Raw genomic sequence first — 13892 nt, forward strand, 5'->3', positions numbered from 1 at the left:
ACGAGGTCGTGGCGGAGCGGTCAGCGCACGAGACGTGCGATGGCCTGCGTGGCCTCGGTGATCTTGGCATCCGCCTCTTCGCCGCCCAGTCGTGCCGCGTCGACGACGCAGTGACGCAGGTGGTCGTCGAGCAGGCCGACCGCGACCGCCTCGAGAGCGCTCGTCAGAGCGCTGATCTGGGTGAGGATGTCGATGCAGTACTTCTCGTCCTCGACCATCTTGTGGATGCCGCGGGCCTGGCCCTCGATCCGCTTGAGGCGGTTGAGGTACTTGTCCTTGTCGGTGATGTAGCCGTGGTGGCTGTGATCGGTGTGCACAAGGGTGTCGCTCATCATGGATCCTCAGTGGGTGTGGTGTGCGTCGGGCGCCGGCGCGGTTCGCGGCGCGGGAGTGTGGGGGACGGATGCCTCGGCGGCTCCGGCACGGCTGCGGAATGACCGCAGGCGCAGGCTGTTTCCCACCACGAAGACACTGGACAGCGCCATGGCCGCCCCCGCGATCATAGGGTTCAGCAGCCCCAGTGCCGCAAGCGGGATGGCTGCGACGTTGTAGGCGAACGCCCAGAACAGGTTGACCTTGATGGTGCCGAGCGTCGCGCGCGAGAGGCGGATCGCGTCCGCCGCGCTGCGCAGGTCGCCGCGCACCAGCGTGATATCGGACGCCTCGATCGCGGCATCCGTCCCCGTTCCCATCGCGAGGCCGAGGTCGGCCTGCGCCAGGGCGGCGGCGTCGTTCACTCCGTCGCCGACCATCGCGACGACACGGCCCTCGGACTGCAGCCTTGTGACGACCGCCACCTTGTCCTGCGGGAGCACCTCGGCGATGACGTCGTCGATGCCCACCTCGGCGGCGACGGTGCGCGCGACGGCCCCGGAGTCTCCGGTGAGGAGAATGGTCCGAAGTCCGAGGGCGCGCAGCTGGGCGACGGCGTCGCGGCTCGTCGGCTTCACCTGGTCGGCGGCGACGAGCAGACCCCGCACCTCGCCGTCCCACGCGGCCAGCACCGCCGTGCTGCCGGCGGCCTCGGCGGCGCGCTTCTCCGCCGCCAGATCCTCCGGCAGGTGCAGAGCCCAGTCGGCCAGGAGCGACTCACGGCCGACGAGCACGGCGTGGCCGTCGACGATGCCCGACACGCCCTTGCCGGGCACGCTCTCGAACGACTCCGGGTCGGGGAGAGCGCCGGTCTCCGCCTGTGCTCCGCGGGCCACGGCCTGCGCGATCGGGTGCTCTGACGCGTGCTCGAGCGCGCCCGCCAGCCGCAGGAGCTCGGCACGGTCGGTGCCGGACGCCGGGACCACGCCGATGAGAGCCATCCGGCCAGACGTGACGGTGCCCGTCTTGTCGAGGACGACCGTGTCGACCGTGCGGGTGGACTCGAGCACCTCGGGCCCCTTGATGAGGATGCCCAGCTGCGCGCCGCGCCCGGTGCCGACGAGCAGCGCCGTCGGCGTGGCCAGGCCGAGCGCGCACGGGCACGCGATGATGAGGACCGCGACAGCAGCGGTGAGTGCCATGGCCGCGTCGTAGCCGAGGACGAGCCAGGTCACCAGCGTCGCGACGGCGATGAGCAGCACGATGGGAACGAAGATGCCCGAGATGCGGTCGGCAAGGCGCTGGACCTCGGCCTTGCCGGACTGCGCCTGCTCGACGAGCCGCGCCATCTGGGCGAGCTGGGTGTCGTCGCCGACGCGGGTGGCCCGCACGACCAGGCGCCCGCCCGCGTTGACCGTCGCTCCGATGACGGCATCGCCCGGGCCGATCTCGGCCGGTACGGACTCGCCGGTGACCATCGACGCATCGACCGCCGATGTGCCCGACAGGACCATGCCGTCGGTGGCGATCTTCTCGCCGGGACGCACGACGAACCGATCGCCGACGCGAAGGTCGGCGATCGGCACGCGCGTCTCGACATCGGCGCCTCCAGCGCCGGGCCGCAGGACTGCGGCATCCTTCGCCCCGATCTCCAGCAGCGCCCGCATCGCCGCGCCGGCGCGGCGCTTCGAGCGCACCTCGAAGTAGCGCCCGGCCAGCACGAACATGGTGACGCCCGCGGCGACCTCGAGGTAGATGTCCCCCGCCCCGTCGCCGGGCTGCACCGTCCACTCGAACTGGTGGGTCATGCCCGGCATGCCCGCATGGCCGAAGAAGAGGGCGTAGAGCGACCACAGGAACGCCGCTGACACGCCCAGGGAGATGAGGGTGTCCATCGTCGCGGCGCCGTGACGGAGGTTGATCCAGGCCGCCCGGTGGAAGGGCCACGCGCCCCACACCACGACCGGAGCAGCGAGGGCGAGCGATGCCCACTGCCAGGAGGTGAACTGCAGGGCGGGGATCATCGACAGGAGGATCACCGGGACCGAGAGCACGATCGAGCCGATCAGCCGCTGGCGCAGTCCCTCGATCTCACGGTCGCTGACGTCGTGGTCGTGCTCGGGCGCCTGCGGCTCGGGCGGCTGGGGGAGAACGGCTGTGTACCCGATCTTCTCGACCTCGGCGATCAGGTCGCTCGGGTCGAAGTGAGGCGGCGCCATGACCGTCGCCTTCTCGGTGGCGTAGTTGACGGAGGCCTCGACCCCGTCGAGCCGGTTGAGGCGCTTCTCGATGCGGGCGGCGCACGACGCGCAGGTCATGCCCCCGATCTCGAGCTCGATGCGGGCGCCCGGTGCCGGCGTCGCCTCCATCAGACGCGCACCGCCTCGTACCCGGCCTCGTCGACAGCGGCGACGACGTCCGCATCGGCGACCGGAGCAGTCGAGCCGACGATGAGCGTGCCGGACTTCGCGTCGACGGTGATGGCCTCGACGCCCGCGATCTTCGAGACCTCGCCGCGGACGGACGCCTCGCAGTGTCCGCAGCTCATTCCGGTGACCTTGTACTCGGCCGTCTGGGTCATGATGTCGCCTCTCTCGAGATGAATACGCTGGATACCCCATAGGGGTACGAACGAGACAAGCCTATACCGGGCTGGGGTATTCCCGGTCCGTGTCGTCCGCACGAACCCGGAAGACCGGCGGCGGAAGCGATCTCGAGGCGTTACACATCGTTAACGAATGGCAACATTGCGAAGCGCTCCCGATGGTTAGGTTAGGGACACTGGGTCGGCTCCTGAAGCCGTGCCCGTCGTTCATCACAGCAAGGAGCAACATGAGCGTCTTCACCCGCTCGCGCACGTCGACCCTCGCGGGCGTCGTTGCGCTCGCCGGCGCCAGCGCCCTCGTCCTCGCCGGCTGCGCCGGTGGCGGAACGGCCGGCGAGACCAGCGCGCCTCCCACCGAGGAGCGCGACCTCACCCTGAAGATCGGCACGATCCTGCCCCAGACGGGCAACCTGTCGTTCCTCGGACCGCCGGAGGAAGCAGGCGTCGGCCTGGCAGCCCAGCACGTCAACGACGCGGCCGAAGACACCGGCCTGACGATCGACGACATCGTGTGGGGTGACTCGGGCGACACCGACAACAAGGCCTACGCGACCACGATCCAGACCCTCATCTCGGAGGGCGTGACTGCCGCGATCGGCGCCGCGTCCTCGGGCGTGACCAAGCTGTTCCTCGATGACGCCGTCGCAGCCGGCATCATCGTGTTCTCGCCGGCCAACACGTCGCTGGACTTCACGTCCTGGGACGACAACGGCCTCTACTGGCGCACGGCTCCGTCCGACACGCTCCAGGGCGAGGTCCTCGGCAACCTGGTCGCCGAAGACGGCCACCAGAACGTCGCCGTCCTGTACCTCAACGACTCGTACGGCACCGGCCTGAACGAGGTCTTCCAGGAGACCTTCACCGGCGCCGGCGGCACGATCGTCGAGGAGCAGTCGTACAACACCGGTGACACCTCGTTCGACGCGCAGATCGGCGCCCTGATGGCCTCGAACCCCGACGCCATCGTGCTGATCACGTTCGACGAGATCTACACCATCGGTCCGGCCCTCCTCGCCGCAGGTTACCCGGCCGACCAGCTGTACCTGGTCGACGGCAACCTGAAGAACTTCGGTTCGGACGACAAGTGGCCCGCCGAGGCGAGCATGGCCGGCGCCAAGGGCACCACGCCTGCCGGCCCGATGGAGGCCGACACCGGTTTCCAGGATGAGCTCAACGAGTGGTGGACGGGCGAGGGCAACTCCGAGCTCACCGACTTCTCGTACGCCAACGAGTCCTACGACGCGGTCATCCTGCTCGCGCTCGCATCGCTCGCGGCCAACTCCACCGACGCGGCCGACGTGGCAGCGAAGCTGCAGGAGGTCTCCGGCGGCACCGACGGCGGCGAGAAGTGCGACTCGTACGCGGACTGCGCTGAGATCATCCTCAGCGGCGGCCAGGCGGACTACGACGGCCACTCCGGCCCGATCACGTTCGACGAGAACGGTGACCCGACCGAGGCGACCATCGGCGTCTTCGAGTACGGCGACGACAACCTGAACACGCGCATCGGCTGAGCCGACTCGCAAGGAAGGGCCCCGGATCGCTCCGGGGCCCTTTCGTCGTCCTGGGGTGCGCGTCGGGCGCTACTTCGCCGTGAGGCCGGCCCGCCAGCGCGCGTACTCGCGCGTGGACAGCACCGCGAAGATCGTCCAGATCCCCGCGTCGTCGGCCAGGCCCAGCGGACCGAGGACCAGCTCGGGAATGAGATCGAGCGGCACGACCGTGTACACCGCGGCCGTGATCGCTGCGGCCCACGTGGTCGGTGCGACGCGATGCTCGCCGCGCTTGATCGCCCTCACGAACCTGAACATGGGTCAAGTGTGGGGCCGGTGCCTCCGAGCCAGCCGTGAATCCGCTGTCGAACAGGCGGGACCGAAACAAGCGGGGGACGGATGCCTCGGCATCCGTCCCCCGCTTCTGCTGTCGTGGGTCAGTGGCCGCCCTCGGTGCCCAGCGTGCCGAGGTAGAGCCCGATGACCTTCGGGTCGTTGAGCAGATCGCGACCGGAGCCCTCGTAGGCGTCGCGGCCCTGGTCGAGGACGTACCCGCGGTCGCAGATCTGCAGGCAGCGGCGCGCGTTCTGCTCGACCATGATCGTCGTCACGCCCGCCTTGTTGATGTCGGAGACGCGGATGAAGGCGTCGTCCTGACGCACCGGCGACAGACCGGCCGACGGCTCGTCGAGGAGCAGCACGGCCGGGTCCATCATGAGCGCGCGCGACATCGCGACCATCTGGCGCTCGCCGCCGGAGAGCGAGCCGGCGCGCTGCTTGAGGCGCTTGCCCAGCTCGGCGAAGATGCCCGTCACGAAGTCCAGACGCTCGGCGTACTGCTTGGGGGCCTGGTAGAGCCCCATCTGCAGGTTCTCCTCGATGGTGAGCGACGGGAAGACGTTGTTCGTCTGGGGGACGAAACCCACGCCCCGGCTCACGAGCCTGTCGGACTTCAGGCCGACCACGCTCTCGCCGTTCACGGTGATCGATCCGGACCGGACCTTCACCATGCCGAAGATCGCCTTCAGCAGCGTCGACTTGCCGGCGCCGTTCGGCCCGATGATGCCGATCAGCTCGCCCTTGTGGGCGACGAGGTTGGCGCCGTTGATGATGTTGATGCCGGGCAGGTATCCCGCGTAGAGGTCGGTGACCTCGACGACGACCTCGTCGGTCTTCATCCCCTCCACGCGCGCGGCGTCGGCCGCGGGAGCCGTCGCGCCCGGCGTGCGCCCGCTCCCGGGCGCCGCACCCGCGCCCGCAGGCACCGCCTCGGCATTCGAAGCGTCGGTCACTTGCTCTCCTCCTCGGCTTCGGCGATCGAGGCCTCCTCGGCCTCCTTGATCTCTTCCAGCAGCTCGACGGCGGAGCTGTCGAGCTCGCCCGCGATGCGGCCCGTCACGACGCCGAGGTCGACGTCCTGGTGGCTGCCCAGATAGGCGTCGATGACCGCCGCGTCCTGCATGACCGTCTCGGGCGGACCCTCGGCGACCACACGGCCCTCTGCCATCACCACGACCCAGTCCGCGATGTGACGGACCATGTGCATGTCGTGCTCGACGAAGAGCACGGTCATGCCGAGGTCCTTCAGGTCGAGGATGTGGTCGAGGAGCGATTCCGTGAGTGCGGGGTTCACGCCGGCCATCGGCTCGTCGAGCATGACGAGCGTCGGATCGCTCATGAGGGCGCGCGCCATCTCGAGGAGCTTGCGCTGACCGCCCGAGAGCGACGCCGCGTAGTCGTCGGACTTCGCGTCCAGCTTGAAGCGCTTGAGCAGCTCCATCGCCTTCTCTTCGTTGGCGTTGTCCTGCTTGCGCCACACGGAGGGGATGATGCTCGCCCACAGGCGCTCACCCTTCTGCGACGTCGCACCGAGCTTCATGTTCTCGAGCACCGTGAGCAGCGACAGGGCCTTGGTGAGCTGGAACGTGCGCACCTGGCCCATGCGGGCGACCTTGAACGAGGGGATCCCCGACAGGTTCTTGCCGTCGAACGACCACGTGCCCGAGTTGGGCTTGTCGAAGCCGCACAGCAGGTTGAACAGCGTGGTCTTGCCCGCGCCGTTGGGGCCGATGAGAGCGGTGATGGCGCCCCGGGGGATCTCGAGGTGATCCACATCGACGGCCGTCAGGCCGCCGAAGCGGCGGGTGACGTTGTCGATGATCATGATCGGGTCGTTCTTTGCCACCCCGGGGACAGGGTCGCCCTTGGCGAGCCCGGTCGTCTTGGGGCGACGGATGCTCCCGGTCGCGGTCGTGACCGCGCCGGTGGTGGGCGTGGAGCCGGAGGCGGGCGGCGTCGCGCCGCCCGGCGTCACGGGCTCGGGAGTGCTGTTACTTGACAAAGGTCAGCTCCCTCTTGTTGCCGAAGATGCCCTGCGGGCGGAAGATCACGATCAGCATGAGCGCGACACCCACGAGGATGAAGCGGAGCGTGCCCGCCTGCACCGACGAGATGGGCAGCACGCCCGAGTTCGCCAGCGCCGGGAGCACGTTTCCGAGGAAGCCCATGATCACCCAGAAGATCACCGAGCCGACGACGGGACCGAACACGGTCGCCGCGCCGCCGAGCAGCAGGATCGTCCAGATGAAGAACGTGAGCGAGGTCGTGTACGTCGCCGGGACCACCGCCGACGGGAGCGCGAAGACCACGCCGCCGAGGGCACCGAAGACGCCACCGATGATGAGCGCCTGCATCTTGTAGGCGAACACGTTCTTGCCGAGCGAGCGCACGGCGTCCTCGTCCTCGCGGATGCCCTTGAGCACGCGGCCCCACGGGCTGCGCATGAGCGCCCACACGAGGTAGACGGCGATCGCCAGCAGGATGATGCCGAACACGCGCACCCACAGCTGATCGGCCGTCCAGGTCCACGGACCGAACCCGTAGGTCCCCTCGGGGAACGGATTCGCCGCGCGGAATCCGGCGTGGTAGCCGCCGAGTCCGTCGGCGGAGTTCGTCCACTCGTCGAAGAGCTGCGTCGTGAGCGCGAGGCGCACGATCTCCGCCGCCGCGATGGTCACGATGGCGAGGTAGTCGGCGCGCAGCCGCAGTGTCGGAATACCGAGGATGATCGCGAAGACCACCGAGGCGAGGCATCCGACGATGATGCCCACCCACCAGGGCCACCCGAACGTGAGGATCGAGATGGCGTAGCCGTAGGCGCCGAGGGCCATGAAGCCCGCCATACCGAAGTTGAGCAGGCCCGCATAGCCGAAGTGCACCGCGAGACCGGTCGCCGCGAGGGCGTACGCGATCGTCTCAGGGCTGAACAGCCAGTAAGCCGTGTTGTTGAGAATCTGTCCCCAATCCATGGCCTAGCCCAGCCTCTCTTTACGACCCAGGAGGCCTTGCGGCCTCACCAGGAGGATGACGATCAGGACCGCGAGCGCACCGACGTACTTCATGTCCGGCGGGATGCCCAGCAGGGTCGAGAGCTCGACCAGGATGCCGACGATCAGCGAGCCGATCAGGGCTCCGAACGCGGTTCCGAGGCCGCCGAGGGTGACGGCGGCGAAGATGAGGAGGAGCACCTGGACGCCCATGTCCCACTTCACGCCGGGGCGGAAGTAGGCCCACAGCACACCGGCCACGGCGGCGAGGGAGGCCGACAGGACCCACACGATGCGGATCACGCGGTCGACGTTGATGCCGGATGCCGCGGCGAGGCCGGGGTTGTCGGAGATCGCTCGCGTCGCCTTGCCGATCCGTGTGCGCAGCAGCCAGTAGGCCACCGCGAGCAGCAGCAGGATCGAGATGCCCATGGACACGACGTCGATCCATGACACCGCGATCGGGCCCACGCGGATGTCGCGCGCGGCGCCGGCGCCCGGCAGCTGGTACGTGGCACCGCCGATGAAGAACTGGAAGGTGTAGCGGATCGCGAGCGACAGACCGATGCTCACGATCATCAGCTGAACCAGGCCCAGGCCCTTTCGGCGCAGCGGCTTCCACAGTCCGGCGTCCAGCGACCATCCGAACGCGGCGCCGGCGAGGATCACGATCGGGATCACGATCCACATCGGCAGTCCGAAGTTGACGCCGAACACGAGCGCCACCACGGCGCCGAAGGTCAGCATCTCGGCGTGCGCGAAGTTGGTGAGGCCCGTCGTGCCGAAGATCAGCGAGACGCCGACCGCGGCGAGGGCGAGGAGTAGGCCGAAGTTGATGCCGCTGATGAGGCGCTCGGCGAACTGGTCCCAGAACGACGTCGTCACGCGCTCACCCTCGCCGAGGAAGAGGTTGACGATCTTCGTGCCCGTGGCGCCGAAGGCGACGTCGAACGAGGCGGTCGTGCCGGACTTGGGCTCGATCCCCTCGGGGAGCTGCTCGGGGTCGACGATCACGCCGTCGGGGAGGGTGTCCTCGTCGACCGTGAGGACGTACTCCTCTTTCTCGGGGACGTACAGACGCCACTTGCCCTCGTCGTCGGTCACGGTCTCCGCCTCGAAGCCGTTGCCCTCGATCTGCATCGTGACGCCCGCGACGGGTTCGCCGTCGAATGTGATGATGCCGCCGAAGTAGAAGTCGGTCTGCTCTTGATCACCCCCCGGGGTGTCCGGCGCTTCGGCGGACGCATGCGCGCCGGCGGGCGAGGCGAGCAGCATCAGCGCCGCAGCCATCAGCACTCCGACGAGGATGACCGCCCCTCGGGCGTATCTCCTCGCGATCACAGTCGTAGGACCCACAGAACCTCCAGTCGGCGGCACCACGCGCACCGATTGCAGTCGGGTCGCATCGGCCGTGATGAACGACGCTACGACTGTAATGTGTCCGCAGTGTTTCGCCTACTCATCCCCGGGCGCCGGTACCGAATCGGAATGCGCAGCGGGCCGCGGGAGCCCGCTGGCCGGGAACAAACGGGGTCGCACGGCGCTTAGAATCGAGTACGGAGCGTCCCCGCGCACCGGCCGTCGTCGTCCACCCCGAGAAACGCGCCGCGAGCGCAGGAGAACCCATGGAGCACAACGACCCCTTCGGCTTCGTCGGACTGACGTACGACGACATCCTGCTGCTGCCCGGGCACACCGATGTCATCCCGAGCGAAGCCGATACCTCGTCGCGGGTCACCCGGCGCATCACCGTCGCGACGCCGCTCCTGTCGGCGGCCATGGACACCGTCACCGAGGCGCGCCTCGCGATCGCGATCGCTCGCGAGGGCGGTCTCGGCATCATCCACCGCAACCTCTCCATCGAGGAGCAGGCCTCGATGGTCGACCGGGTCAAGCGCAGCGAGTCGGGCATGATCACCGACCCGATCACGACGACGCCCGACGCGACCATCGAAGAGGTCGACTCGCTGTGCGCGACCTACCGCATCTCGGGCCTCCCGGTCGTCGACGGCGAGGGTCGCCTCGTCGGCATCGTGACCAACCGCGACATGCGCTTCGTGTCGGGCTTCGAGCGCCAGACGACGAAGGTGCGCGACGTCATGACGAGCAAGGATCTCGTCACCGGCCGCGTCGGCATCAGCGCCGGCGAGGTCATCTCGCTCTTCGCGCAGCACCGCGTCGAGAAGCTGCCGCTCATCGACGATGAGGGCATGCTCGCGGGCCTCATCACCATCAAGGACTTCGACAAGAGCGAGAAGTACCCGCTCGCGACCAAGGACGACCAGGGCCGACTGCGCGTCGGCGCCGCCATCGGCTTCTTCGGCGACGCGTGGGAGCGTGCCGTCGCCCTCCGCGACGCGGGCGTCGACGTCATCGTCGTCGACACGGCGAACGGCCAGTCGGCCGGCGTCATCGACATGGTGAAGCGTCTGAAGGCCGACGAGTCGTTCGCCCACATCGACGTGATCGGCGGCAACGTCGCGACGCGCGAGGGCGCGCAGGCGCTCATCGACGCCGGTGTGGACGCCGTGAAGGTGGGTGTCGGGCCGGGGTCGATCTGCACCACGCGCGTCGTCGCCGGCGTCGGAGTGCCGCAGGTCACCGCGATCTACGAGGCGTCGCTCGCGGCGCGCGAGGCCGGAGTGCCGATCATCGCCGACGGCGGCCTGCAGTACTCGGGCGACATCGCCAAGGCACTCGTGGCCGGCGCTGACACCGTCATGCTCGGCTCGCTGCTCGCCGGCACCGACGAGTCGCCGGGCGAGATCGTCTTCCAGGGCGGCAAGCAGTTCAAGCAGTACCGCGGCATGGGTTCGCTCGGCGCGCTGCAGACCCGCGGCAAGAAGACCTCCTACTCCAAGGACCGCTACTTCCAGGCGGACGTCCCCAGCGACGACAAGCTGATCCCCGAGGGCATCGAGGGTCAGGTCGCCTACCGCGGCCCCGTCTCGGCGGTGGCGTATCAGCTGGTCGGCGGCCTGCGCCAGTCGATGTTCTACGTCGGCGCGCGCACGATCGAAGAGCTCAAGGCCAAGGGCAAGTTCGTCCGCATCACGGCGGCGGGGCTCAAGGAGTCCCACCCGCACGACGTCCAGATCGTCGTCGAGGCGCCCAACTACAAGCGCTGACCCGCACAGGTCGACAAGGGGAGCGGATGCCGAGGCATCCGCTCCCCTTTCGTCACCAACCTCGCAGAATCGCGCCAAGCTCGCAGAATCTCGCCGGATCCATGCGATCACGGGGCGTATCTGCGAGGCTCGTGCAGCCAGCGCGGCCTCCTGCACAGCTCAGGATGCGAGCGCGATGTGCACAGGCGGTCGAGGGGACGACGTCCGACTCGGCCCGCTGAGACCAGGCTCTTCGCATGGGGCAGCGGAGGACTCTCGACGACCTGCATCGATGGCTGGCCGAGCGCGGTGGAATCGCTCATCGCGACGACGCGGTCAGCGCGGGGTTCTCGGTGTCCGCAGTGCGCGCTTTCGTGCGCGATTCTGCGAGATCCGTGCGTTCGAGCTCCCGCATGTCACCGCGTCGACCGGGAGGGCTCCGCCACGTGAGATCGGCGGCGGCGGACACGGATGCCGCGTCCGCCGCCCTTGCGACGGATCTCAGCCGACCGGCTGCAGCCGCGCCTTCTCGTCCGTCTCGGCCGGGGCCGCGGCATCCGTCGCCTTTTCGGCTCGACCCGCGGGCAGCAGCACCGACACGAGGGTCGCGGCGAGGAGCACTGCAGCACCGGTGAAGACGGCGGGGCGGGCTGCGTCGACGTAGAGGTCGGGCGTGAGTGCACCGCCCGCTCCGACGAACATCGCCGTCATGACCGCCGTGCCCAGGGCCACGCCGAGCTCGCGGACGGTCGAGTTCACGCCGGATGCCTTCGCGTGGTCGACGAGGCCCAGGGTGGCCAGCAGCGCCGTGGCCGACGGCGCGAACACCAGGGCCATGCCGATGCCGGCCATGAGGAAGGGCACGACGAGCGACGCGTAGGCGGTGTCGGGCGACATGATCGCCGCGATCCATGCGAGAGCCACCGCCTGCAGGGCGAGTCCGACCACCATCAATGCACGCGTGCCCACGCGCGGGGCGAGGAACCCGGCGATCGGCGCGACGAACATCGGGGCCAGCGTCCAGGGGGTCGTCTGCAGTGCAGCCTCGAACGGCGTGGACCCCTGAACGACCTGCAGGTACTGGATGAGGATGAACACGGATCCGAACGTGCCGAAGCTGAACGCGAAGCCGATCACGTTCGTCACCGAGAACGAGCGATCGCGGAAGAGGCGCAGCGGCACCAGCGGCGCCGCCGTGCGGGCCTGCCATGCGACGAACGCGACGACGAGGAGTCCGCCGAGGACGAGTTCGGCGATCACCCCGATCGAGTCCCAGCCGTCGTCGTTGCCGCGGACGATGGCATGCACGAGGGCGAGCACTCCGGCCGCCGCGAGGATCGCACCGGGCACGTCGATGCGGGCGCGGGCGCCGAAGTCGTTGCGCAGCACGAGGAGCGCGAGCGGGATCGCCACGATCGCGACCGGAACATTGATCCAGAAGATCGCCTGCCAGTCCCAGCCCTCCATGATCGCGCCGCCCACGAGCGGCCCGACGGCGACGCCCAGACCCGAGATGCCTCCCCAGATGCCGATCGCGAGCGGGCGGCGGGCTGGGGTCACGGCACCGCTCAGCAGCGCGAGCGAAAGCGGCATCACCGCGGCTCCGCCGAGGCCCTGCAGCGCACGCGCGGCGATGAGCTGACCGGGATCGGTGCTGAGCGCGGCGAGCACTGACCCGATGCCGAAGACGGCGATGCCGATCGCGAAGACGGTCCGCCGGCCGAACCGGTCGCCGAGCGCCGAGGCGATGAGGATCGCTCCGGCGAACGAGAGGGTGTACGCGTTGACGAACCACTGCAGCTCTGCGACGGAGGCGCCCATCTGCGCGTGCAGCACCGGCAGGGCGTTGGTCATGACGAGGTTGTCGAGCGTGGCCATGAACATCGGGAGGGATGCGGCGGCGAGGATCAGGGCGAACGGGCGCGAGCGGCGGGGGAGGGTCTCCGGTCGGGAGGAGGCGATGTCGAGAGCCATGGAAGTCTCCGGTAGTAATTGGATGATTACTTGCTGGAAGTCAATGTAGTAATTCACTGATTACAAAGTCAAGTCATTCGCTGATAACCTTTCGGCATGAGCACTCCCCGCGCCGCCGACGTCATCGATCCCGCGGCCCCTGCGCGGCGGCTGTCGTCCGACGAGCGCCGCGTGCAGATCCTCGCGGCGGCGCTCGCCGTCTTCGGCGCCCGAGGGTACGAGGGCGCGACGACCGATGATGTCGCACGCGCGGCCGGCGTCAGCCAGCCCTACGTCGTGCGGCTGTTCGGCTCGAAGGAGAACCTCTTCCTCGCCGCGATCGAGGATGCGCTGGCCCGCATGCTCGCGGCGTTCCGCGCCGCCCTCGCCGCGGGCGACGCCGAGGACGCCGGCGCACGGATCGGCCAGGCATACGTCGACCTGCTCCAGGTCCGCGGCCTGCATCAGACGCTCGCGAACGCCTACCTCATGGGCAGCCACTCCGTCATCGGCCCGTCCGCTCGGCGAGGGTTCGCCGCCGTGTGGCGGTTCTTCCGTGACGAGCTGGGTCTCGAGGCCGACGAGGCGCGCGCCTTCATGGCTGAAGGCATGCTCATCAGCACGATGATCGGGCTGCGGCTCGTCGATGACTACGGCTCAGACCCCCAGATCACCGAGCTCTTCCGCTCCTGCTTCCCGACCGAGCTGCCGCACGTGCTCGACCTCGTCCCGCGTGGCGACGAGCGCTGGTGAGACGCGGACCGCAGGGCTGACGGATGCCTCGGCCCGGCGTATCGTCGGGGACATGTGCCGCAACATCCACACGCTTCACAACTTCGAGCCCGCTGCGTCGTCCGACGAGGTGCACGCCGCGGCGCTCCAGTACGTGCGCAAGATCGCGGGAACCACCAAGCCCTCCAAGGCGAATCAAGAGGCCTTCGACCGGGCTGTCCACGAGATCACGCACGTCACCCAGCACCTGCTCGACGATCTCGTCGCGGTCGCTCCGCCCAAGAACCGCCAGGAGGAGGCCGCCAAGGCCCGTGCCCGCGCCATCAAGTCCGGCCGCTACGCCGCCCCCGCCGCCTGAGCCGCG

At 69.0% G+C, this 13892-nt stretch carries 13 protein-coding genes; 4 read left to right on the forward strand and 9 right to left on the reverse strand.

The window, feature by feature from the left end; all coding sequences use genetic code 11:
- Positions 1-20 precede the first annotated feature (20 nt).
- Genes HF323_RS01465 through HF323_RS01475 form a run of 3 tightly spaced genes read right to left on the reverse strand, consistent with a single transcriptional unit; the run spans position 21 to position 2893 of the window.
- The gene (locus HF323_RS01465) at positions 21-332 is read right to left on the reverse strand and encodes a metal-sensitive transcriptional regulator (protein WP_169580793.1); all 312 of its coding nucleotides are present in this window, start codon (positions 330-332) and stop codon (positions 21-23) included.
- A 9-nt stretch (positions 333-341) separates the two neighbouring features.
- The gene (locus HF323_RS01470) at positions 342-2681 is read right to left on the reverse strand and encodes a heavy metal translocating P-type ATPase (RefSeq protein WP_169580794.1); all 2340 of its coding nucleotides are present in this window, start codon (positions 2679-2681) and stop codon (positions 342-344) included.
- A complete protein-coding gene (locus tag HF323_RS01475) occupies positions 2681-2893 on the reverse strand; it encodes a cation transporter (protein ID WP_169580795.1) in 213 nt (70 codons plus the stop codon). Before HF323_RS01475 ends, HF323_RS01470 begins: the two co-directional genes overlap by 1 nt.
- Before the next feature lie 251 nt (positions 2894-3144).
- On the opposite strand from HF323_RS01475, the gene HF323_RS01480 reads away from it, so the two are divergent.
- On the forward strand, positions 3145-4431 hold the full coding sequence (locus HF323_RS01480) for an ABC transporter substrate-binding protein (RefSeq protein ID WP_169580796.1): 1287 nt from the start codon (positions 3145-3147) through the stop codon (positions 4429-4431).
- A gap of 69 nt (positions 4432-4500) precedes the next feature.
- On the opposite strand, the gene HF323_RS01485 is transcribed toward HF323_RS01480, so the two are convergent.
- The 5 genes from HF323_RS01485 to HF323_RS01505 all read right to left on the reverse strand — a co-directional run bounded on the left by HF323_RS01485 (position 4501) and on the right by HF323_RS01505 (position 9026).
- On the reverse strand, positions 4501-4728 hold the full coding sequence (locus HF323_RS01485; protein ID WP_169580797.1) for a YkvA family protein: 228 nt from the start codon (positions 4726-4728) through the stop codon (positions 4501-4503).
- Between the two features lie 119 nt (positions 4729-4847).
- Positions 4848-5588, reverse strand: coding sequence for an ABC transporter ATP-binding protein (locus HF323_RS01490; RefSeq protein ID WP_169581320.1), 741 nt, complete (start codon positions 5586-5588; stop codon positions 4848-4850).
- Positions 5589-5698: 110 nt separating this feature from the next.
- Complete coding sequence (locus tag HF323_RS01495) at positions 5699-6574, reverse strand: ABC transporter ATP-binding protein (RefSeq protein WP_223169164.1); 876 nt, start codon at positions 6572-6574, stop codon at positions 5699-5701.
- Positions 6575-6740: 166 nt separating this feature from the next.
- Positions 6741-7718, reverse strand: coding sequence for a branched-chain amino acid ABC transporter permease (locus HF323_RS01500; RefSeq protein WP_169580798.1), 978 nt, complete (start codon positions 7716-7718; stop codon positions 6741-6743).
- Between the two features lie 3 nt (positions 7719-7721).
- Positions 7722-9026 carry a branched-chain amino acid ABC transporter permease gene (locus HF323_RS01505; protein WP_223169120.1) on the reverse strand — a complete coding sequence of 435 codons (1305 nt, stop codon included), beginning with the start codon at positions 9024-9026 and terminating at the stop codon, positions 7722-7724.
- Between the two features lie 335 nt (positions 9027-9361).
- On the opposite strand from HF323_RS01505, the gene guaB reads away from it, so the two are divergent.
- Positions 9362-10864, forward strand: a complete 1503-nt coding sequence (gene guaB / locus HF323_RS01510) for an IMP dehydrogenase (RefSeq protein WP_169580799.1) — start codon at positions 9362-9364, stop codon at positions 10862-10864.
- Between the two features lie 480 nt (positions 10865-11344).
- Here guaB and HF323_RS01515 read toward each other — a convergent pair whose 3' ends face one another.
- Positions 11345-12817 carry a DHA2 family efflux MFS transporter permease subunit gene (locus HF323_RS01515; RefSeq protein ID WP_169580800.1) on the reverse strand — a complete coding sequence of 491 codons (1473 nt, stop codon included), beginning with the start codon at positions 12815-12817 and terminating at the stop codon, positions 11345-11347.
- A gap of 96 nt (positions 12818-12913) precedes the next feature.
- Here HF323_RS01515 and HF323_RS01520 point away from each other — a divergent pair, with 96 nt between their 5' ends.
- Positions 12914-13549, forward strand: coding sequence for a TetR/AcrR family transcriptional regulator (locus HF323_RS01520; RefSeq protein WP_169580801.1), 636 nt, complete (start codon positions 12914-12916; stop codon positions 13547-13549).
- Between the two features lie 52 nt (positions 13550-13601).
- Complete coding sequence (locus HF323_RS01525; RefSeq protein WP_169580802.1) at positions 13602-13886, forward strand: DUF2277 domain-containing protein; 285 nt, start codon at positions 13602-13604, stop codon at positions 13884-13886.
- Positions 13887-13892 lie beyond the last annotated feature (6 nt).

This window comes from Microbacterium sp. MF43, assembly GCF_012847295.1.
Classification (GTDB): domain Bacteria; phylum Actinomycetota; class Actinomycetes; order Actinomycetales; family Microbacteriaceae; genus Microbacterium.